This is a genomic window from Microbacterium oxydans, from assembly GCF_000956405.1.
GTDB classification, from domain to species: domain Bacteria; phylum Actinomycetota; class Actinomycetes; order Actinomycetales; family Microbacteriaceae; genus Microbacterium; species Microbacterium oxydans_C.
Genome location: NZ_JYIV01000015.1, coordinates 69,460 through 89,693, shown reverse-complemented (window position 1 = coordinate 89,693; position 20,234 = coordinate 69,460). Strand labels below are relative to the sequence as shown.

Below are 20,234 nucleotides of genomic sequence, written 5' to 3'. Positions count from 1 at the left end.
GGGCCGGGGTGGGCGGAGTGCCCGGGAATCCCGACCTCCGCCCACTGACCGACGATCAGCTCACTCGACGCCGTCGCAGGAGCGCCGAACCCACGACCAGCATCAGCCCTCCGAACAGCAGGCCGACCGACAGCGTGCCACCGGTCACGGCCAGCGTGGGCGGCGGGGGCGGGAACACCCGCGTGATCGTCTCCGAGCTCGGCGGGTCGATGGGGTCTCCTCCGGGCGGGGTGCCCGTGGCCGTCGCGACGTTGCGCACCTGACCGCTGCGCACATCGGCAGCAGTCACCGTGTGCGCAGGAACCGTGCAGGTCATCTGCTCCCCGGAGGCGAGGCTGGTCGCAGGGCAGGTGACCGCTCCGGCTGTGGGGTCGGACACCACGATGTCGGCGATGGTCTGAGCGCCCGTGTTCGTCACGATGATCGTCCATTCGATGCGGTCGCCCGGATCGATCACGCCGTTGCCGTTCACGTCGACCGGGTTGGCGCGCTTCTCGAGTCCGAGCGAGTTGTCCCCGTCGAAGGGCACCTCGACGGTCGACGGCGGCGACACCGGAGGTTGCCCCGAAGGCGGGGTGCCCGTCGCGGTCGCGGTGTTCGTCAGCAGACCCGAGTCCACATCCGCCTGCGTCGTGCGGTACTCGGCCGTGCACGTGATGATCTGGCCGGGGAGCACGCGTGCGGCGCCCTCCGGGCATTCGATGGCGGACAGCGAGCCGGAGCCGGAGAACGCCGTCTCGTCGACGGTGACGTCGGTCAGGGTGACATTGCCGGTGTTGGTGACCACGAACGAGTACGAGAGCGTCTGCCCCACGGTCGTCATGGTCTCCGGCGTCGCGGACTTCACGATGCTCACGCCGGGGGCGGGAGTGACCGGAATCTCCGTGGTCGACGGCGGGGAGACGGGCGGCGTGCCACCCGTCGGCGGGACACCCGTCGCGGTGGCCGAGTTCGATACGCTCCCCGCGTCCACGTCTTCCTGGGTCAGGACGTACGTGGCGGTGCACACCACCTGGACGCTCGGAGCCAGCGACGCCGCGCCCGCGGGGCAGGTGATCGGCGACAGCGTGCCCGACCCCGTGAATGTCCCCTCCTGCACGGTCACGTTGGTCAGCGTCACGTTTCCGGTGTTGGTCACCACGAACGAGTACGTGATCTCCTGGCCCACGACATAGGCGTCAGCGGTGTTCGGGCTGGCCGACTTCACCACCGAGATCCCGGGATCCGGCCCCACCGGCACTTCCACGGTCGACGGCGGCGAGACCGGAGGTGTGCCGGTCGGCGGCGTACCCGTCGTCGTGGCCGTGTTCGTCACACCGCCCGCATCCATGTCGGCCTGCGTCACCACGTACGACGCCGTGCACGTCACGTCGGCTCCCGGCGCGAGCGAGGCCGCACCGGCCGGACAGGTCACGACCGGAGCCGTCCCGGTCCCCGAGAACGCGGTCTCCGTCACCGAGACCCCCGTGAGCGTCACATTCCCGGTGTTGGACACCAGGAACGAGTAGTTGATCGTCTGGCCTGCAGCGGTCAGCTGCTGCAGATCGGCCGACTTCACCACCGTCATCGCCGGCGCCGGATCCACCGGCACCTCGACCGTCGACGGCGGCGACACCGGAGGCGTGCCGGTCGGCGGAGTACCCGTGGTCGTCGCGGTGTTCGCGACACCACCCGCATCGATATCAGCCTGCGTCACCACGTACGACGCCGTGCACGTCACATCCGTTCCCGGCGCGAGAGATGCCGCACCCGCCGGACACGTCACGACCGGCGCCGTACCCGTTCCCGAGAACGCCGTCTCCGTCACCGAGACATCAGTGAGCGTCACATTGCCGGTGTTGGAGACGAGGAAGGAGTAGTTGATCGTCTGACCCGCAGCCGTGAGCTGCTGCAGATCGGCCGACTTCACCACCGTCATCGCCGGAGCCGGCTCCACCGGCACCTCGACCGTCGACGGCGGCGACACCGGAGGCGTGCCCGTCGGCGGCGTACCCGTGGTCGTGGCCGTGTTCGTCACACCACCGGCATCCACGTCAGCCTGGGTCACCACGTACGACGCCGTGCAGGTCACGTTGGCCCCCGGGATCAGCGAAGCCGCATCAGCCGGACAGGTCACGACCGGAGCCGTCCCCGTGCCGGAAAACGCCGTCTCCGTGATCGTCACGTCCGTGAGGGTCACGTTGCCGGTGTTGGTCGCGAGGAAGGAGTAGTTGATCGTCTGCCCCGCAGCCGTCAGCTGCTGCAGATCGGCCGACTTCACCACCGTCATCGCCGGAGCCGGATCCACCGGGACCTCGACCGTCGACGGCGGCGACACGGGCGGCGTGCCCGTCGGCGGGACACCCGTCGCGGTGGCCGAGTTCGACACGCTCCCGGCGTTGACATCCGCCTGGGTCAACACGTACGAGGCGGTGCACACCACCTGCAGACCCGGTGCCAGCGACGCCGCCCCCGCGGGGCAGGTGATCGGCGACAGCGTCCCCGACCCCGTGAAGGTCCCCTCGTCCACGGTCACATCGCGGAGGGTGACGTTGCCCGTGTTGGTGACGACGAACGAGTACGTGATCTCCTGACCCACCACATACGCCTCAGCGGTGTTCGGGCTCGCCGACTTCACCACCGAGATCCCGGGAGCGGGATCGACCGGCACCTCGACCGTCGAGGGCGGAGAGACCGGAGGTGTGCCCGTCGGAGGGGTGCCCGTCGTCGTGGCGGTGTTCGTCACACCACCCGCATCGATATCGGCCTGGGTCACCACGTACGACGCGGTGCAGGTCACGCTGGCTCCCGCCGCGAGAGATGCCGCGCCCGCAGGACACGTCACCACGGGAGCGGTGCCGGTGCCCGAGAACGCCGTCTCCGTCACCGATACGTCCGTGATCGTCACGTTGCCCGTGTTGGTCACCAGGAAGGAGTAGTTGATCGTCTGACCCGCGGCGGTCAGCTCCTCGAGGTCGGCCGACTTGGCCACGGTCAACGCAGGAGCGGGCACGACCGGGATCTCGAGGGTCGACGGCGGCGACACCGGAGGCGTACCCGTCGGCGGCGTACCGGTCGCCGTCGCCGTGTTGTCGAGGGAGTCGGCGCGATAGTCGGCCGCGGTCGTCGTGTAGGTCGCCTGACACGTGACCTGTGCGGCGGGCGCCAGCGATGCTGCTCCCGCCGGGCAGGTCACCACGGGAGCGGTGCCCGTGCCCGAGAACGCCGTCTCCGCCACCGACACGTTGGAGAGCGTGACGTTGCCCGTGTTCGTCACCAGGAACGAGTAGGTGATCGCCTGGCCCGCGGAGGTGATCTCGGTGGTGTTCGCGCTCTTGACGAGCGTGATCGCCGGAGCCGGCGCAGCCGGCACCGTCACGGACGAGGGCGGGGAGACCGGAGGGGTGAGGATGCCGGGAGGGGTTCCGGTCGCCGTCGCGGTGTTGGACAGCGAGCCCCTGTCGATGTCAGCCTGCGTGAGCGTGTAGTTCGCGGTGCACGTGGTCGATGCGCCCGCCGCCAGGGTGGTGGTCGGACACACGGCGGGAGACATCGTGCCGGTGCCGTTGAACGCGGTCTCGGTGACCGCGACGCCGGTGAGAGGCACGTCGCCCGTGTTGGTCACCAGGAACGAGTAGGTGATGACCTGCCCGACGGTGAACGCTTCCGGTCCCGACGGTGTCGCGGTCTTGAGCACCGAGATGCCGGGGTTCGCTGCGGCGATGGTGAGGGCGTAGTCCTCTACTTCGCCGGTGAGGGCCGCCCCCGTCGGAGTTGCCGGCGTCAGGTCGGTGCCGCTTGTGATCCGGAATCGGGCGAAGGTGGGGCCCGCGACCGTCTGGGAGATGATGCCGGGCCAGGTGAGCGTCACGGACGACCCGTCGGGAGTTCCGGCCGGCACGGTGGTGGAGACGCCCTCGTTGGCATCGAAGACGCCGTTGCGGTTGAAGTCGACCCAGCCGACGAGGGTCGCCGTCGTGCCGGGCACCTTGTTCGCGACCAGCACCGACACGGAGTAGCTGCTGGTGACACCTGCCGTGATGGGGCCGAACGTGGAGACGCCGTTCTCGTCGTCGATGAACTGGTTCGGAGCGGTGCCGCCGACCTGGTTGTCGCCAGTGGCGTTCGCGCTGTACTGCATCGCGGTCTCGGCATCGGCCGACCAGCCGAGGTAGGTCGCGGCGTTCAGCTCATGGGAGGCGGAACCGTAGCTGGCCGGCGCGTCGCCGAAGTCGTCGGGGATCGTGGCGCACGAGGGGTTGAAGCCGTCGATGCCCTCACCGCCGCCCTGCGCGCGGTAGCCGCGGACCAGGATGTCGCTGGTGCCGGTGGTGTCGCCGGGGCCGCAGCGCGGGGTCGGTGTCTGGAGGCCGCCGTTGGTGTTGAAGTTCTCGCCGATGGTCAGGACCGTCGGAGTCGCCGCGAGGTCGACGCGGAGCTGCCCCGCCGCGGTGAGGATCATGGGGCGGCAGGTGATCTGGACGGACGACGGCCAGCGTGCCCCGTTGTCGCCGACATAGGTCGTGCCGGTGATGCGATGCGCGAAGGTGTTCGCAGGGCAGGTGCCGGTCTGCACGTTGCCGCGGCTCTGATCCCAAGTGGGGCCGGTGATCCAGGTCGGGTTCACCGTGCCGGTGACGACGCCCGCGTTGCTCACGGTGATGGTCGAGCACTGCAGGCTGAAGCGCACCAGGATCGAGTTCGCATTGGGACTGGACGGAGCGGTCTGCTGGCGGTTCTCGGTCTGCACCCCGGTGAGCACGGAGTTCGACGGGCACTCCGTCGGCGCGGTCAGATCCTTGTCCGATCCGACGATCGCGTCCTCGTAGGACGGTCCGAGGTACAACTGCGCGGCATCACCGGGAGCCGCGGTCGCCGTGGTCGCGGGGACGACGAGTCCTGCCGCCACGAGAGTCAGCAGGGCGACGACGGCCAGCGGTTTCCGGCGCGCGCGGGAGAGGCGGAGCCGATCCAGAAGTGATCTGCGCCGCGGCTCGTGTGCACGCGGCCTGGCATTGGGCAGGCTGGTCTGGAACGGCATCGAGGCCCCCTCGGCATCGAATGAGCGACCACCCCCGCCGCCCAAGCTGTGATTTTGCCCAGAGTAACGAAGGCGACCTCGAAACGCCTCGCCCTTTTTGAGACCTCACCTGGGTTAGATTTCACGCCCGCAGATGAGCCCGCACGCGTCATGCCGGTATTCTTTCTTTTGAGTTATTCAAAAAACAAGGTAGCCTCGAGGGATGGAGACAGAACTCGACTCGGCGCTTCGCGGCGCTGGGCTTCGGGCGACCGCGGGCCGCGTCGCCGTTCTCGAGGCTCTCGACTCCATGGCCCATACGGATGCGGAGCGGCTCTACCGCGCCGTGTCCGACGTGCTGCCGACCACGTCGATCCAGTCGGTGCACAACATCCTCGCGGACCTGACGACGGCGGGCCTCATCCGCCGGATCGAACCGGCAGGATCCGCGGCGCTCTACGAGCGGCGCATCAACGACAACCACCACCACGTCGTCTGCACCTCCTGCGGTGCGATCGGCGATGTGGACTGCGTCGTCGGAGAAGCGCCGTGTCTCACCCCGTCCTCGACGGGGGGATTCACCGTCCAGACAGCCGAAGTCACCTTCTGGGGCCTCTGCCCCAGTTGCCAGAACGCCCCGTAGGAGCAGTCCGCCGATCACCCATCCACGGATGGGGGTATTCGTTGCGCCTGCGCGGAGAAGGAGAACACCATGACGAAACCTGCCACCACCACGCAGGCCGGAGCCCCGATCGCGAGCGACACGCATTCGCTCACCGTCGGCGCAGACGGCCCCACCGTCCTGCACGACCACTACCTGGTCGAGAAGATCGCGGCCTTCAACCGCGAGCGGGTGCCGGAGCGCAACCCGCACGCGAAGGGCGGCGGCGCGTTCGGCGAGTTCGTCGTCACCGAGGACGTGTCTGCGTACACCCGCGCCGCCGTCTTCCAGCCGGGCGCGACGAGCGAGACCCTCATCCGCTTCTCCTCGGTCGCCGGCGAGCAGGGCTCCCCCGACACCTGGCGCGACGTGCGCGGGTTCTCGCTCCGCATGTACTCGGAAGAGGGCAACCTCGACATCGTCGGCAACAACACGCCGACCTTCTTCCTGCGTGACGCGATCAAGTTCCCGGACTTCATCCACTCGCAGAAGCGACTGGGCGACTCGGGCCTGCGCGACCCCGACATGCAGTGGGACTTCTGGACCCTGTCGCCGGAGAGCGCCCACCAGGTCACCTACCTCATGGGCGACCGCGGTCTCCCCCTCAGCTGGCGGCACATGAACGGCTACGGCTCGCACACCTACTCGTGGGTCAACGCCGCGGGCGAGGTCTTCTGGGTGAAGTACCACTTCATCTCGCAGCAGGGCGTCGAGGCGATGAGCAACGAAGAGGCCGAGCAGCTCGCCGGGTCGGACGCCGACCACTACCGGCGCGACCTGTTCCGGTCGATCGCCGACGGCGAGTTCCCGAAGTGGGACCTCTACGTCCAGATCATGCCCTACGACGAGGCCAAGGACTACCGGTTCAACCCGTTCGACCTCACCAAGACCATCTCGAAGAAGGACTACCCGCGCATCAAGGTCGGCACCCTGACCCTGAACCGCAACCCGGAGAACTTCTTCGCGCAGATCGAGCAGGCCGCGTTCTCGCCCGGGAACCAGGTGCCCGGCACCGGCATCTCGCCGGACAAGATGCTGATGGGGCGCATCTTCGCCTACCCGGACGCCCAGCGCCACCGCATCGGCCCGAACTACAACCAGTTGCCGGTGAACCAGCCGCACGCGAGCGAGGCCCGCAACTACCAGCACGAGGGCTCGATGCGCTACCAGTTCAACGACGCCGCGCACCGCACCTACCAGCCGAACTCCTACGGAGCGGCGGGCGGACCGGAAGCCGACCCGGCCAAGGGCATCGAGGTGAACTGGGAAGCCGATGGCGAGATCCAGCGCTCCGCGGCGACCCTGCACGCCGAGGACGACGACTTCGGTCAGCCCGGCACGCTCTACCGCGAGGTGTTCGACGGTGAGCAGCGCGCCCGCTTCCTGGAGACGCTGACCGGCCAGGGGCGCTCGATCACGGTCGACGCCATCCGCGAGCGTTTCTTCCAGTACTGGACGAACGTCGACGCCGAGCTCGGCGCTGCTCTGCGCGATCGGGTCTGATCCATCTACCCGCGGAGACATCGTCTCCACACCGAAACCCCCTCCTTCGCCCGGCGACAGGAGGGGGTTTCGTCATCGTGGGCGGTCGACGGTGCCGACCCCGGGGGCCGGACGGCATCGAGCCGGTTCAGCGGGTCGCGCCGTACCGCGCGCGGGATTCCTCGATGGTGGGATGATTCGCGAGCGCCCAGTCGCCGATGGTCTTCGCGATCGGGATGAGGGTCTCGCCGAGGGCGGTCAGCTCGTACTCCACCCGAGGCGGGACCTCGGCGTACGCCGTGCGACCGATCAGCCCGTCGCGCTCGAGCTGGCGCAGCGTGAGGGTGAGCATCCGCTGCGAGATACCCGGGATGTGCCGGAGCAGCTCGCTGAATCGCAGGCGATCACGACGCAGGGTGGCGATCACCAGCAGCGACCACTTGTCCCCGACACGGTCGAGCACCTCGCGGATGGCGCGACCCGCGTCCTCATCGCCCGAGCAGGAGCTCTCGTAGCCGGGGAATCCGGCGAGCGTGGACTCATCGATGTGCGTCGGTGACATGGATGTGCCTTTTGCAGTCGCCATCCGCATCCTCCATTGTTGATGGTCGATCGGTTACTGATCGTAACAAACACACGGAACGGAACCCCTATGCTCATCGCCCTCTGGATCGTCAACGGCCTGCTCGCCCTCGCCATGCTCGGCGGCGGCTTCATGAAGCTCGTCACCCCGAAGACGACCCTCGCCGAACGCGGCATGGCATGGACGGAGGACTTCTCCACCGGGTCGATCAAGGCCATCGCCGCTCTCGAGGTGATCGGCGCCTTCGGGCTCATCCTGCCCCTGGCCACCGGCATCGCCCCGATCCTCGCCGCACTCGCCGGCACCGGGATCGCGATCATCATGATCGGCGCTGTCGTCGTGCATCTGCGCCGCAAGGAGACGGCCGCACCCGCACTCGTGCTCGCCGTGCTGGGCGTCGCGAGCGCGGTGCTCGGCTTCCTCGTGGTGCTCTGAGCCGCACACCCGCGAACAGGGCCAAGATGGAGAGGTGGCCGTCCCTCTCTCCGACCTGACCAGCATGCCCGCACCGCAACACGTCTACGCCGCCGACGGCACCCGGCTGGCGACCTATACCTGGGGCGATCTCGACGCCCCGGTCGTGGTGATCGTGCACGGCTTCGCGTCGAACGCGCGCGACAACTGGGTGCTCACAGGCTGGGTACGCGAGCTCACCCGTGAGGGATATCGCGTGCTGGCGCTCGACCAGCGCGGGCACGGCCTCAGCGAGAAGCCGCACGACCCAGACGGCTACCGCATCCGCACGCTCGTCACGGATGTCGAGACCGTCATGGACACGTACCTCGTCGACGACGCGTTCTACGTCGGCTACTCGCTGGGTGCACGGGTGGGCTGGGAGGTCGCGCGCGAGCTGCCGCACCGCATCGGACGGGCAGTGCTGGGAGGCGTACCGGACGGCATCCCCCTCGCGCGGCTCGACCTCGATCAGGTGCGCGCCTACATCGCCGACGGCACGCCCGTGGCCGACCGGACGACGCAGAACTACATCGCCCTGACCGAGCGGGTACCGGGCAACGACCTGCAGGCGCTCGTGGCACTCGCCGAGGGCATGCGGGCGTCGGGCATGATCGACCCGGATCCCTCGGATGCGCCGATCCGGCCGATCCTGTTCGCCACCGGGTCGAAGGACGCGATCATCGAAGGCTCGCGGGCGCTGGCCGCTGCAGCTCCCGACGGCCGGTTCTTCGAGATCCCGAACCGGAACCACTTCAACGCCCCGGGTTCCCGCGACTTCAAAGAGGCCGCCGTGGCCTTCCTCGCAGAGTCGTAGCCCGCAGAGTCATGAACCACAGACGTGTGGCCCGGTCGACGATCGACCGGGCCACACGTGAGGGTGCGCTCAGACGGCGGCAGCCTCGTCGCGCTTCGGCAGCACCCATCCCGCACGCGGGAAGTGGCAGGTGTAGCCGTTCGGATACTTGATCAGGTAGTCCTGGTGCTCCTCCTCGGCCTGCCAGAACGGGCCGGCGGGCTCGATCGTGGTGACGGCCTTCGCGGGCCACAGGCCGGAGGCGTCGACGTCGGCGATCGTCTCGCGCGCGACGGTCTCCTGCTCCGGGGAGAGCGGGAAGATCGCGGAACGGTAGCTGGATCCGATGTCGTTGCCCTGACGGTCCTTGGTCGACGGGTCGTGGATCTGGAAGAAGAACGCGAGGATGTCGCGGTACGTCGTCTTCGTCGGGTCGAACACGATCTCGACGGCCTCGGCGTGGCCGGGGTGGTTGCGATAGGTCGCGTGGTCGTTCGAGCCGCCGGTGTAGCCGACGCGGGTGTCGAGCACGCCGGGCTGGCGGCGGATCAGGTCTTCCATGCCCCAGAAACAACCGCCGGCGAGGACGGCCGTCTCGGTTCCAGGGGTGCGGGTGATGTTGCCGTCGTCGGTCATGACTGCTCCTCAGCGGTGTCGGGGGTATCGGTGGTGGTGGGGCGGGCGAAGAGGGCGCTGTAGCGACCGTACCCCTCTTCCTCCAGGCTGTCGGCCGGGATGAAGCGGAGGGCCGCGGAGTTCATGCAGTAGCGCAGGCCGCCCTCGGCGCGGGGTCCGTCGTCGAAGACGTGTCCCAGGTGGCTGTCCGCACCGGCGGAACGCGCCTCGGTGCGCTTCATCCACAGCGAGCGGTCGGTGCGGGTGGTCACCGCGTCGGCATCGATGGGCTTGGTGAAGCTCGGCCAGCCGGTCCCGCTGTCGAACTTGTCGGTCGACGAGAACAGGGGCTCGCCGGAGACGACATCGACGTAGATGCCGTCGTCGTGGTTGTTCCAGTAGGCATTGCGGAACGGCGGCTCCGTGGCGTCCCGCTGCGTCACCTCGTACTGCAGCGGGGTGAGACCGCTGACGGCCTCGGGGGTCTTGCCGTAGTCGTTCGACATGATCTGACTCCTTCTCCGACGTCGCTGGCTGCGCCGTCTCAGAGAAGAACCGACAAGCGGCCCGATTTGGTCCCGCAGCCCTGGGAACGGGCTGTGAGTTTTCAGGCCGCTCGTCGGCTGCCCCTCTGCGGAGGAGCGTCAGTCGAGCGTCGTGAGCCGGACGACGATCGGATCGGGGGTCGCCGTCTCACCGGGCGCGAGCACGCCCACGTCCGCTCCGGCAGCGGTCACGGCATCGAGCGCGACGTTGCCGATGTTCTCGACGGTACGGGTCCACGTCACGGTGTCGGAGGCATCGGCCACGCCGTTCCCGTTCTCGTCCGCCCACTCGCCCACTGCTGTGCCGGAGACGCCCGGGGCGCGCGCGATCACATCGATCTCGCCGCCCGCCACGGCGATGCGTTTCGTCGACTGCCCTGCCGCCTCGATCGTCCACGTGGTGTCGGCGACGAAGAACCCGCGATCCACGTCGGCCTGGGTCACGGTGTGGCGCGCGGTCCCGCAGTCGTAGCCCGAGCCGACCGGGAGGTCGCGGTAGCGGCAGTTGCCGGCCGCCGGCGGCAGGAAGGGCGAGAAGTCACCGGATGCGGGAACCACCGAGACCACGACCGGACTGCGGTTGTCGACCCGGAAGCCGTAGGGCACCTGCTCACCCACCGCGTAGGGGTTCGTCTCCAGGTCCCGCCCCGCGTCCGCCCGCGCTCCCGTGATCGTCGCCGCGAGCACGCCGTCGCGCAGCACCACCGGAGCGGCCGCATGGGTCACGGTGACAGCGGGGGCCGAGCCGTCGACCGGCGCGACGGTGAAGCTGAACTCCGGCGTGTACCAGCCGCGGTCGATGTCGGCCTGCGTGAGCGTGCGCCGTGGGGTGCCGCAGTTGTAGGCGTCGTACGCCGGCAGGTTCAGCCACCGGCAGGCGGTGGGCGCGAAGCCGGTGGTGAAGGTGTTCGCCGCCGGGGTCACGACCGTGTTCATGCCCGCCGTGCTCACGACCCGCACCTGGAAGCTCAGTTGCTCGCCGGCGGTGTACGGATTCGTCACGACGTTCCGCGCGGCCGATGTGTTGGTCGCTGTGAGGGTCGCCCCGAGTACGGACGACTGCGGCAGCGTGAGCGTCGCGGTCGTCTGACTCAGGCGTCCGTCGGCAGCGGTGAAGGCGGCCTGCAGACGCTGGGCGCCCGCGGCTCCCTGCGGCGCGGTGACCTGCACGCTCACGGTGGCGCTCGCGCCCGGTGCGAGGCCGGTGACCGGTGCGGTCGTCGCCGTCCAGCCGGTCGGAGTGTGGAACGTCACGGCGCCGCTGAGCGCTGTCGACTCCTGGTTCGTGACGGTGACCGGAACCGTGGTCACCGCACCGGCGGTGAGCGCGGTCTGCGGCACCGAGAGCGGGGCGCACACCGCATTCATCCACGCCTCGTCGAACGAGGAGAACTGCATGGTGTTCGTATAGCCGGCCTCCCACAGCACCCCCACCCTGCCGTCGTCGATCGCCGTGGCGCTGGAGTAGGCGAACGTCCCGGTCTCGAGCGTGCGCAGGCCAGGCCAGGTCTCTCCGTCGTCGCACGAGAGCCGCACCGCCCCGTTCACGCGGCTGCCGTCGGCGCCGTTGTTCGCGTTCGTGAAGACCAGCTTCTTCGCGTCGACGCTGCCGGCGGGCGCCTCCGGATGCAGCCGCGTGATCGAGGCGTTGTTCGTGGGGTCGGGTAGCTCGGCGTCACGGGTGACCGGCCCGTAGCTGTGGCCGCCGTCCGTCGAGATCGCCACCTTGCGCAGACGCCCGTTGGAGCTGTCGCGCGAGTTGAGCATGACGCGGCCGTCGGAGAGCTCGACGACCTTGTTCTCGTCCATGCCGGTGCCGACGTACTCGCCGCGCTCCCAGGTGATACCGCCGTCGTCGGAGTACACGGAGTACGCCTGGATCGCCGTCGATCCGTTCGACTGCCGCACCGTGCCGGCGTACTGCTGGATGAGTCGTCCGGCGTGGACGCCGTAACGCAGCTGGATACCCTCCCCCGACGTCGCGAACGTGCCCTTCACGTCCCCCGCCACGGGCGTGTACACGCCTGCGCTGGTGGTGCCGTTCGAGGTCTTGGCGACGTCGGTGATCAGCCGCGGCGCGCTCCATGTCGCACCGCCGTCGTCCGAGTGGATCACCGCAGCGCCCATGACCTGCCGGTTCGCGTCGTCGTCTCCGTAGGCGCTCCCCTGGAATCCCTGGTCCTTGGAGTGCACGAAGAACGCGAAGACGCGGCCGCTCACCCGGTCGACGACGTAGCTCGGGTCGGAGTAGCCGTACTGGCCGCTTCCGGTCTTCCCTGCCGCGATGATCTGCAGCGGGCCCCAGGTGCGGCCGTTGTCGGTCGAACGACGCTGGATGATCGAGTTCGGGTTGGGGGCGTCGGCCGCGCTCCCCGGTCGGGCATCCCACGACGCGAGGACCACGCCGTCGCCGAGGTGGGCGAGCGCGGGGATGCGATAGAAGTAGTTCGCGGCGGTGCGGTCGGCACCGATGTTCAGTTCGAGGTAGTCGCCCGGATCCGCGTTCGGATCGGTCAGGTAGCCGGGGGCAGGGGCCGCCGAGGCTGCGGTGGCGGGGAGGGTGAGGGCGAGGACGAGCGCCGCGATCGTGCCGTATCGCAGCAGCGGGCGGCGGCGACCACGGCCATTCCGTGAGGAGGGCGGGAGAGGAACGTGCATGGACAGACCTTTCTGTTCGTGCGGAAATCAGACGTCTGATGTCTGATTTCAAGTCACTCTAGCGAGAGGTCAGACGTCGAACAAGGGTCGGCGCAGCACCTCGAGGTTCCGCGCGACGGTGCGCAGGGCGTCCCGGGCACTGACGTCGTCAGGGCGTCGGGCCGTCTTCAGCCCCACCCAGGCGACGTCGCCCGCTGCCGCGAGTGCCGCGGCGACGTGTGCATCATCGAGGAGCGAGGCCGATTCCGGATGCGTCGAGGCGATCGGCAGATGCGCATCCACCCACGGAGGACCGTACGGACTCTGCACGGCCGCAGCGCCGGAGAAGGCGAGTCCGACGAGGAACCCGGAGGCTGCGGCTGCGGCGATCTGCGCGGTCACGGCGTCCGCATCGCGCAGCTCGATCGCCGAACGACCCCAGTTGAGCCAGAGCCCGACCGATGCCCCGACCGCCCGGATCGCCGCGATCTCATCGTCGAGGGAGAGGAAACCCTTCTCCGGGATCTGCCCTGGCACCGACGCATCGCAGTGCTCGACGACCAGGCGCGCGCCCGACCAGTCGAGGGCGGCGGCTTCCTGCAGCGAACGCACGAACGGTTCCACGGCTCCCGTCCCCCGCGGGGCGGTGTGCAGGGTCACCACGGCCACGGTCGCGCCGCTCTCGCGGTCGATGCGCGCGATGTCGGCGGCGACGCGGCGCAGGTCGTCGACGGCTGCCGTGCGACCCGTTTCATCGGTCGACGCCAGACCGTATCGGGAGTCGCTCCCCAGGCGCCCCATCACGAAGGGGATCGGTGTCACGGCGAGCGGCACGGCTGGCACGTTCGCGAGGAACCAGGTCTCGTCGTGCGGGTGGATGCCTCCCATCCACGGCACTTCGAGCCCGGCGACCCCGGGAAGCGCACACAGCGCGGGCAGCAGCTCCCCTTCGAGCTCCGCGTCCCAGCGCGCGTGCGCCGGAGAGGCCGGATAGGCGCTGACGAGAACGGGCGCAGTCATGCGCGGGCTCCCGCGACCGCATCGGCGAACCACGTCGTGATCGTCGAGGGGTGCGTGATGGCGGTGCCGACACAGACGGCGAAGGCACCGGCGGCGATCGCGTCCGCGGCCTGCGCCGGCGTGTGGATGCGCCCTTCGGCGACGATCGGACGACGGCAGCGGGCGGCCATCAGCTCGATGAGCTCGAGATCGGGCCCGGTGGTCTTCGGGCGCTCCCCCGTGTAGCCGGACAGGGTGGTGCCGAGGATGTCGGCGCCCGCTTCCTCTGCGGCGAGCGCGTCGTCGAGCGAACCGCAGTCGGCCATGACCAGGGCGTCGGTGAGCGTGCGAAGACCCTGGATCGTCTCCGCGAGGGTCAACCCGTCCGGACGATCGCGACGGGTCCCGTCGATCGCGATGATGTCGGCTCCCGCGTCGGCGACGGCCCTGGCATGGTCGAGTGTCGGAGTGATGAACACGTCGCGATCACCGTCCTTCCACAGTCCCACGACGGGCACGGGGAGGTGGGCCGTCGCACGGATGTCGCCGATCCCCTGCACCCGGATGCCCGCGGCACCCCCGACGAGGGTGGCCGCGGCCACCTGTGCCATCGTCCGTGGGTCGCGCATCGCCTCACCGGGGTAGGCCTGGCACGAGACGATCAGGCCGCCACGCAACTGCTCGAGGGGGTCGGCGAGTCTCATGGGTTCCTCCAGACGGATGCCGCAGCTCCCCGCAGCGGGGCGTCGTCGCCGAGAGTGCCCGGCAGGATGGGCGTGTTCTGCAGCGCATCGATCGCCTCGGCGTGGAAGGCGTCGCGCATCGGGCGCCACCAGTCCTCACCGATGTTCGGCACGCCGCCGGTGACCACGATGCGCTCGGGATCGAGGATCGTGGCTGCTCCCGCGATGGCGCGTCCGACCGCTGCGGCCGACTCGTCGAGCGCGCGGCGGGCGATGGGGTCACCGGCAACGGATGCCGCCGCGATCCCCCGGGCGTCGGTGATCCCGGGGTCTCCTCCGAGCGAGAGGAAGTGCCGGTGCATGCCGATGCCGGAGCCGATCGCCTCGAGGTGTCCTGGTCTGCCGCAGGGGCAGCGCAGGTGCGCGGATCCCGGCACCGGGAGGTGCGCGATCTCCCCCGCGACGTGATGCGCTCCGCGCACGGCGTCGTCGCCCAGGATCAGTCCGGCACCGACACCGGTGCCGACCGCGACGATGAGCGCACTCGCCGCCCCGGCCGCCGCGCCGTGCCGGTACTCCCCCGCCGCGTGCGCGTCGACGTCGTTCTGCACGCGCACGGGAGCGTCCGTGATCAGGTGCGCCCCCAGCCCGGTGCGCACGAGGGCGGCGAGCGGCGTGCCCGGCCAGTCTGCGAACGTGTCGGTGGCCGAGACGATCGTTCCGCTCCCGGCATCGACGACCCCGGCGGTGCCGATGCCGACCCCCGAAAGCCGCAGCCCGGTGCCGGAGAGCAGCCGCTCGGCGAGGGCGACGACGGTGGCCACAACGGCCGTCGGCCCCTCCGCGGCGGGCGTCGCGGTCACCTCGGTGCGCAGCAGCGTGTCGCGGCGGTCGGCGAGCGCTGCGGCCGTCTTGGTGCCGCCGATGTCGACGGCGAGGACGACCTCGCCCATCAGGCGACGGCGACAGGGAGCAGGTGCAGCTCGTCGAGGATGTCGCGGATCTGGGCGACCGCATCGGCATCGAGTGCCTGGACGGTGCGGGCCATGGTGGCGTGGTCGATGATGCCGCGGGCGTGCATGGCAGCCTTGAACGCTCCGACGCCGGTCGCATCCCCCGACAGCCCCTTCGGCTGGAACACGATGTCGAACAGACGGTTGATGCGCTCCTGTTCGGCCCGAGCGGTCGCCCAGTCGCCGCTCTTCGCCGCCTCCCACAGCCGCACGTATCCCGCGGCCTCCACATTCGCGAGTCCGGGGACCACGCCGTCGGCACCCGCGAGCGCCATGGCGTCGACGACGACCTCGTGACCGGTGAGCAGCTGCAGCGGGCTCCCCGCCGCCCGGTTCGCCGCGATCAGACGCCGGAACGAGACATCGTCGCCCGAGGAGTCCTTCACGCCCTGGATCACGCCCTCGCTGCCGAGCTGCACAAGCAGGTCGATGCCGAGCTTGGAGTGGACGCGCACCGGGACGTCGTAGGCCCACAGCGGGGCATCGATGGCCGCGGCGATGGTGCGGAAGTGGTCGGCGACCTCGGCGGCGGAGTTCAGCGTGTACAGCGGAGCCGTCGTGACGATCGCCTGCGCGCCGGCGTCGACCAGACGGCGGGCGGTCTCGATGATGCGGGGAGCCGTGAGCTCGATCGCGCCGGCGATGATCGGCACCCGGCCCGCGTTCGCCGCGACGATCGTGCGGAGCAGCTCCACGCGCTGGTCGTCGGTGAAGTACGCGGTCTCACCTGTGGAGCCGAGGGCGAAGAGTCCGGAGACGCCTTCGTCGACGAGACGGTCGACGAGACGTGAGAGTGAGGCGTGGTCGATCGACCCGTCCCCGAGCAGCGGGGTGGCGACGGGCGGGACGACGCCCGCGAAGACGGGGGCGGAGGGGGCAGCAGACATGTGTGTTCCGGTCGTTTCAGTGGTGGGATTCGAGCAGCGAGGGCGCAGCGCCCAGCAGCGTCTTGGTGTAGTCGTCGGAAGGCGCGTCGAACACGCGGGCCGCGTCGCCGAACTCGACGACCCGCCCCCTGTTCATCACGGCGATCTCGTCGGAGAGGTAGCGGACGGTCTGGATGTCGTGGGAGATGAAGACCATCCCGAGGCCGAGCTGCTCCTTCAGGTCGGTCAGCAGGTTCAGGATCTGCGCCCGCACCGAGACGTCGAGCGCCGAGGTGGGCTCATCGGCGACGATCACCTGCGGGTCGAGCACGAGCGCCCTGGCGATGGCTACGCGTTGGCGCTGCCCTCCGGAGAGCTGACTCGGAAGGGCGTCCAGCGCCGAGGGCGGCAGCCCGACGAGACCCACCAGGTCGCGCACCTTGCGACCCCGGGTCGCCGCGCTGCCGAGGCGGTGCACCTGCAGCGGGTCGAGCAGCGCATCGCGCACCGTCATCCGGGCGTTCAGCGCGGTCGCCGGGTCCTGGAAGACGACGGACAGGATGCGCCCCAGCCGCTTGCGCACGGCGGGCGTGAACGATCGCACCGGCTCGCCGCCGAACACGACCTGTCCGCTCGTCGGCTTCTCGAGGCCGATCAGCACCTTGGCCGAGGTGGACTTGCCCGAGCCGGATTCGCCGACGATTCCGAGGGTCTGCCCGCGCTTCACCGTGAGCGAGACGCCCGCGAGCGCATCGACGTACTCGGGACGGAAGAGTGAGGACGCACGGGTCTTGTAGCGGACGTGCACGTCCTTCAGCTCGATGACGGATTCGCTCATCGTCCTGCTCCGATCGCCTCGACGGGCGCATCGTCCGGATGCGCGGAGTAGTAGTGCTCTGTCCCCTCGATGTGTCGGCGTACCGGGGTGGTGCCGGCATACCGCGAGGGGTCGCTGGACCGCGGGGCGAAGCGGTCGCCCGCCGGGAAGTCGCGCGGTGAGGGCACGACTCCCGAGACCTGATGCAAGCGGTCGGAGCCGGCCTCGATCGAGAGCACAGCGCCCAGGAGGCCCTGCGTGTACTCGTGCACGGGTTGGGTGAGCACCTCGCGGGTGGTGCCCTGCTCCACGACCTGGCCCGCGTACATCACCGTGATCCGGTGGGTGAGCTCGGCCACCAGTGCGAGGTCGTGCGAGACGAACAGGAGCGCGAAGCCGAGCTCCTGCTGCAGCCGCATGAGCAGCTCCACGACCTGGGCCTGCACCGTGACGTCGAGCGCGGTGGTCGGCTCGTCGGCGATCACCAGCCGCGGATCCCGGGTCAACGCCATCGCGATGAGCACGCGCTGCCGCTGCCCTCCCGAGAGCTCGTGCGGATACGAGGAGAGTGTGCGCTTCGGATCGAGACCGACGAGCGTCAGCAGCTCCTCGGCAGAGCGGGTGCCGCCGCGCGAGGTGAGCTGCTTCATCTGCGAGCGGATGAGCATCGCCGGGTTGAGGGAGCTCAGCGCGTCCTGGTAGATCATCGCGATGTCGTGTCCGCGCAGCGCGTTGCGCTCCTTCGGCGCCATCTGCAGCAGGTCCTTGCCGTCGAACAGGATGCGTCCGCGGATGTCGGCCTTCGGGTCGAGCAGGCCCATGATCGCGAGCGAGGTGATCGACTTGCCGCATCCGGACTCCCCCACCAGCGACATGGTCTCGCCCGGGCGCACCGTGAAGCTGACGTGGTCGACCACGTCGACGTCGCCGTGCCGCGGGAACGAGATGCACAGGTCCTGCACGTCGAGCAGCGGCTTCTCGTCGCCCGTGTACTCGAGGCGATCCGTGCGGGAGAGTTCGCGCCGTCGCAGCTCGGCGAGTCGTGCGGCGAGGGGGACGGCCTCGGCGCGCGGCACCAGAGTGTCGGGGACTCCGCTCGACACGGAGAGGTTCACCGCGGTGTCGACGGTGGGGATCACATGCGTGTCGTCCGGGATCGCTGCGACCTCGAGCTCGTGCGTGGACTCCTCGGTGTTCGCGGCGTCGGCCGTGATCTTGCGCGCCCGCGGCGACACCATGGCGTCGGTCATCCCCTCGGAGAGGATGTTGAGGCACAGCACCGTGATCATGATGAGGATGCCGGGGAAGAAGGTCGCCCACCACGCTCCGCTCATGAGCAGGTTGCGGCCCGCGGCGATGACGTTGCCCCATGACGGCTCGGGGTCGGGCACGCCGGCCTGCAGGAACGACAGCGAGGCCTCGAACACGATCGCGTCGGCGACGAGCACGGTCGCGAAGACGAGGACCGGCGCCATCGCGTTGCGCGCCACGTGTCGCACGATGATGCGCGGGGTGCCCGCTCCCATCACACGCACGGCCGAGACGTAGTCCTCCCCGTACTGGTCGAGGATGTTCGCACGGACGATGCGGGTGAGCTGCGGCACGTAGAGGAACGCGATGGTCAGCACCAGCACGGGCAGCGACTTGCCGAACACCGCCACGAACACCGCGGCGAGCGCGATGCCGGGGAACGACATCACGACGTCCATGACGCGCATGAGGGTCTCGGAGATCCACTTCGGGGCGGTGGCGGCGATCGTGCCGAGCACGCATGCGGCGACCAGGGCGACGAGGGTCGCCCCGATACCGATCACGAGCGAGTAGCGGGCGCCGTAGAAGAGGCGCGAGAAGATGTCGCGGCCCTGACGGTCGGTGCCGAACCAGTGCTCCGCTCCGGGCGGCTGCACGGGAGTCCCGGAGGCCAGCGGGTCGAACGGCGCGATGAGAGGCGCGAAGATCGCGGCCAGGGCGATGATCGCCAGCACGGCGATGCAGATGATCGACCCGAGGGACAGGCGGCCCCAGCGGAGGCCCGGGACGGAAAGCCGTTCCGTGAGTTTGCGTCGCATGTCACACCGCCCGGATTCGAGGATTGATGAGCACGTACAGGAGGTCGACGATGATGTTGATCACGACGAAGGCGAGCGCCACCGCGAGCGTCACTCCCTGCACGAGGTTGGGTTCGTTGTTGGTGACGCCGTTGAGGATGAGGGTTCCCATCCCGGGGATGGCGAAGATGATCTCGATCACCACGGCGCCGCCGAGCAGGTATCCGATGCGCAGCCCCAGCACCGTGACGGGGGTGATGAGGGCGTTGCGCAGCACGTTGCGGCCGACGACGATCACGCGCGGGATGCCGGCGCCGAGGGCGGTGCGCACGTAGTCGCGGTCGAGCTCCTCGACCATCGAGGTGCGCACGACGCGCGACAGCTGACCGATCACGGGCACCGCGAGCGCGATCGCAGGGAGGGTCATCCGGGCGAGCCATCCGGAGGGGTCGGTCCAGAAGTCGGGGAGCGGGCCGGAGGCGGGGAGCAGTCCGAGCCCGAGGGTGAAGACCTGGATGAGCAGGATGGCGAGCCAGAACGACGGGGTGGAGAGCGCCGCGACGCCGAAGACGCGGATCACCTGGTCGGGCCACCGGTCGCGGTAGACGGCGGCGAGGACGCCGATCACGAAGGCGACGATCACGGCGATGATGAGCCCGAGGAAGGTGAGCGCCAGGGTGACCGGGAAGGCGCGGGCGACCTCGTCGATCACGGGAAGGCTGCGCGCGGAGTAGGTGCCGAGGTCGCCCTGCACGAGTCCGAACAGGAAGTTCACGTAGCGGACGAGCAGGGGGAGGTTGAGGCCGTGGTCCTCGCGGTAGGCCTCGAGGGCTGCGGGCGACGCCGTCTCGCCGAGCGCCGTGCGGGCCGGGTCGACGGGCGAGAAGGACATCACGAAGAACACGAGGAACGTGATGCCGAGGATCATCAGCGGCAGCTGCAGCAGTCGCCGGCCGATGAGGCGGAGCGTGTGGGACACGTGCCGCTCCTTCCGAGGGTGAGGGAGGTGCAGGGGGCGCGCTCGTCGGGTGAGCGCG

16 protein-coding genes are annotated in these 20,234 nt (G+C 69.5%); 4 read left to right on the top strand and 12 right to left on the bottom strand.

Going from position 1 to position 20,234, the window contains the following annotated elements:
• Nucleotides 1–55: 55 nt before the first annotated feature.
• Nucleotides 56–5,020 (bottom strand): DUF7507 domain-containing protein, encoded by a 4,965-nt coding sequence (locus RN51_RS02720; protein WP_052674550.1) that lies wholly within the window; start codon nt 5,018–5,020, stop codon nt 56–58.
• Between the two features lie 202 nt (nt 5,021–5,222).
• Between RN51_RS02720 and RN51_RS02715 the strand changes: the two genes are divergently transcribed.
• Together RN51_RS02715 and RN51_RS02710 are read left to right on the top strand one after the other, a co-directional pair.
• Nucleotides 5,223–5,642, top strand: a complete 420-nt coding sequence (locus RN51_RS02715; protein ID WP_045262498.1) for a Fur family transcriptional regulator — start codon at nt 5,223–5,225, stop codon at nt 5,640–5,642.
• A gap of 69 nt (nt 5,643–5,711) precedes the next feature.
• Nucleotides 5,712–7,163, top strand: coding sequence for a catalase (locus tag RN51_RS02710; protein WP_045262497.1), 1,452 nt, complete (start codon nt 5,712–5,714; stop codon nt 7,161–7,163).
• 127 nt (nt 7,164–7,290) lie between these two features.
• Here the strand turns inward: RN51_RS02710 and RN51_RS02705 are convergent, their stop codons facing one another.
• Nucleotides 7,291–7,704 carry a winged helix-turn-helix transcriptional regulator gene (locus tag RN51_RS02705; protein WP_045262496.1) on the bottom strand — a complete coding sequence of 138 codons (414 nt, stop codon included), beginning with the start codon at nt 7,702–7,704 and terminating at the stop codon, nt 7,291–7,293.
• Between the two features lie 90 nt (nt 7,705–7,794).
• Here RN51_RS02705 and RN51_RS02700 point away from each other — a divergent pair, with 90 nt between their 5' ends.
• Nucleotides 7,795–8,160 (top strand): DoxX family protein, encoded by a 366-nt coding sequence (locus RN51_RS02700; RefSeq protein WP_045262495.1) that lies wholly within the window; start codon nt 7,795–7,797, stop codon nt 8,158–8,160.
• 34 nt (nt 8,161–8,194) lie between these two features.
• The gene (locus RN51_RS02695) at nt 8,195–8,995 is read left to right on the top strand and encodes an alpha/beta fold hydrolase (protein WP_197073167.1); all 801 of its coding nucleotides are present in this window, start codon (nt 8,195–8,197) and stop codon (nt 8,993–8,995) included.
• 69 nt (nt 8,996–9,064) lie between these two features.
• On the opposite strand, the gene msrA is transcribed toward RN51_RS02695, so the two are convergent.
• The 10 genes from msrA to RN51_RS02645 all read right to left on the bottom strand — a co-directional run bounded on the left by msrA (nt 9,065) and on the right by RN51_RS02645 (nt 20,176).
• Entirely contained in the window at nt 9,065–9,610 is a 546-nt protein-coding gene (msrA, locus tag RN51_RS02690; RefSeq protein WP_045262494.1) for a peptide-methionine (S)-S-oxide reductase MsrA, read from the bottom strand.
• Nucleotides 9,607–10,095: a peptide-methionine (R)-S-oxide reductase MsrB gene (msrB, locus tag RN51_RS02685; protein ID WP_045262493.1), complete on the bottom strand. Its 489-nt coding sequence runs from the start codon at nt 10,093–10,095 to the stop codon at nt 9,607–9,609. Before msrB ends, msrA begins: the two co-directional genes overlap by 4 nt.
• A gap of 138 nt (nt 10,096–10,233) precedes the next feature.
• Nucleotides 10,234–12,792, bottom strand: a complete 2,559-nt coding sequence (locus RN51_RS02680) for an exo-alpha-sialidase (protein ID WP_052674549.1) — start codon at nt 12,790–12,792, stop codon at nt 10,234–10,236.
• Between the two features lie 69 nt (nt 12,793–12,861).
• Nucleotides 12,862–13,791: a DUF4862 family protein gene (locus tag RN51_RS02675; protein WP_045262492.1), complete on the bottom strand. Its 930-nt coding sequence runs from the start codon at nt 13,789–13,791 to the stop codon at nt 12,862–12,864.
• Complete coding sequence (locus tag RN51_RS02670) at nt 13,788–14,474, bottom strand: N-acetylmannosamine-6-phosphate 2-epimerase (protein ID WP_045262491.1); 687 nt, start codon at nt 14,472–14,474, stop codon at nt 13,788–13,790. The genes RN51_RS02675 and RN51_RS02670 overlap by 4 nt, the downstream gene beginning before the upstream one ends.
• Nucleotides 14,471–15,406 (bottom strand): ROK family protein, encoded by a 936-nt coding sequence (locus RN51_RS02665; protein WP_045262490.1) that lies wholly within the window; start codon nt 15,404–15,406, stop codon nt 14,471–14,473. The genes RN51_RS02670 and RN51_RS02665 overlap by 4 nt, the downstream gene beginning before the upstream one ends.
• Nucleotides 15,406–16,353: a dihydrodipicolinate synthase family protein gene (locus tag RN51_RS02660; RefSeq protein WP_045262489.1), complete on the bottom strand. Its 948-nt coding sequence runs from the start codon at nt 16,351–16,353 to the stop codon at nt 15,406–15,408. The genes RN51_RS02665 and RN51_RS02660 overlap by 1 nt, the downstream gene beginning before the upstream one ends.
• 16 nt (nt 16,354–16,369) lie before the next feature.
• The gene (locus RN51_RS02655; RefSeq protein ID WP_045262488.1) at nt 16,370–17,170 is read right to left on the bottom strand and encodes an ABC transporter ATP-binding protein; all 801 of its coding nucleotides are present in this window, start codon (nt 17,168–17,170) and stop codon (nt 16,370–16,372) included.
• Complete coding sequence (locus tag RN51_RS02650; RefSeq protein WP_045262487.1) at nt 17,167–19,218, bottom strand: dipeptide/oligopeptide/nickel ABC transporter permease/ATP-binding protein; 2,052 nt, start codon at nt 19,216–19,218, stop codon at nt 17,167–17,169. Before RN51_RS02650 ends, RN51_RS02655 begins: the two co-directional genes overlap by 4 nt.
• Nucleotide 19,219: 1 nt before the next feature.
• Nucleotides 19,220–20,176 (bottom strand): ABC transporter permease, encoded by a 957-nt coding sequence (locus RN51_RS02645; RefSeq protein ID WP_045262486.1) that lies wholly within the window; start codon nt 20,174–20,176, stop codon nt 19,220–19,222.
• Nucleotides 20,177–20,234: the final 58 nt, after the last annotated feature.

Bases quoted from the DNA above. Each gene is read 5' to 3' on its own strand.
- RN51_RS02680 (WP_052674549.1), bottom strand. From the start codon at position 12,792: ATGCACGTTCCTCTCCCGCCCTCCTCACGGAATGGCCGTGGTCGCCGC.
- RN51_RS02675 (WP_045262492.1), bottom strand. From the start codon at position 13,791: ATGACTGCGCCCGTTCTCGTCAGCGCCTATCCGGCCTCTCCGGCGCAC.
- RN51_RS02660 (WP_045262489.1), bottom strand. From the start codon at position 16,353: ATGTCTGCTGCCCCCTCCGCCCCCGTCTTCGCGGGCGTCGTCCCGCCC.
- msrB (WP_045262493.1), bottom strand. From the start codon at position 10,095: ATGTCGAACGACTACGGCAAGACCCCCGAGGCCGTCAGCGGTCTCACC.
- RN51_RS02650 (WP_045262487.1), bottom strand. From the start codon at position 19,218: ATGCGACGCAAACTCACGGAACGGCTTTCCGTCCCGGGCCTCCGCTGG.
- RN51_RS02665 (WP_045262490.1), bottom strand. From the start codon at position 15,406: ATGGGCGAGGTCGTCCTCGCCGTCGACATCGGCGGCACCAAGACGGCC.
- msrA (WP_045262494.1), bottom strand. From the start codon at position 9,610: ATGACCGACGACGGCAACATCACCCGCACCCCTGGAACCGAGACGGCC.
- RN51_RS02705 (WP_045262496.1), bottom strand. From the start codon at position 7,704: ATGTCACCGACGCACATCGATGAGTCCACGCTCGCCGGATTCCCCGGC.
- RN51_RS02710 (WP_045262497.1), top strand. From the start codon at position 5,712: ATGACGAAACCTGCCACCACCACGCAGGCCGGAGCCCCGATCGCGAGC.
- RN51_RS02655 (WP_045262488.1), bottom strand. From the start codon at position 17,170: ATGAGCGAATCCGTCATCGAGCTGAAGGACGTGCACGTCCGCTACAAG.
- RN51_RS02715 (WP_045262498.1), top strand. From the start codon at position 5,223: ATGGAGACAGAACTCGACTCGGCGCTTCGCGGCGCTGGGCTTCGGGCG.
- RN51_RS02670 (WP_045262491.1), bottom strand. From the start codon at position 14,474: ATGAGACTCGCCGACCCCCTCGAGCAGTTGCGTGGCGGCCTGATCGTC.
- RN51_RS02720 (WP_052674550.1), bottom strand. From the start codon at position 5,020: ATGCCGTTCCAGACCAGCCTGCCCAATGCCAGGCCGCGTGCACACGAG.
- RN51_RS02700 (WP_045262495.1), top strand. From the start codon at position 7,795: ATGCTCATCGCCCTCTGGATCGTCAACGGCCTGCTCGCCCTCGCCATG.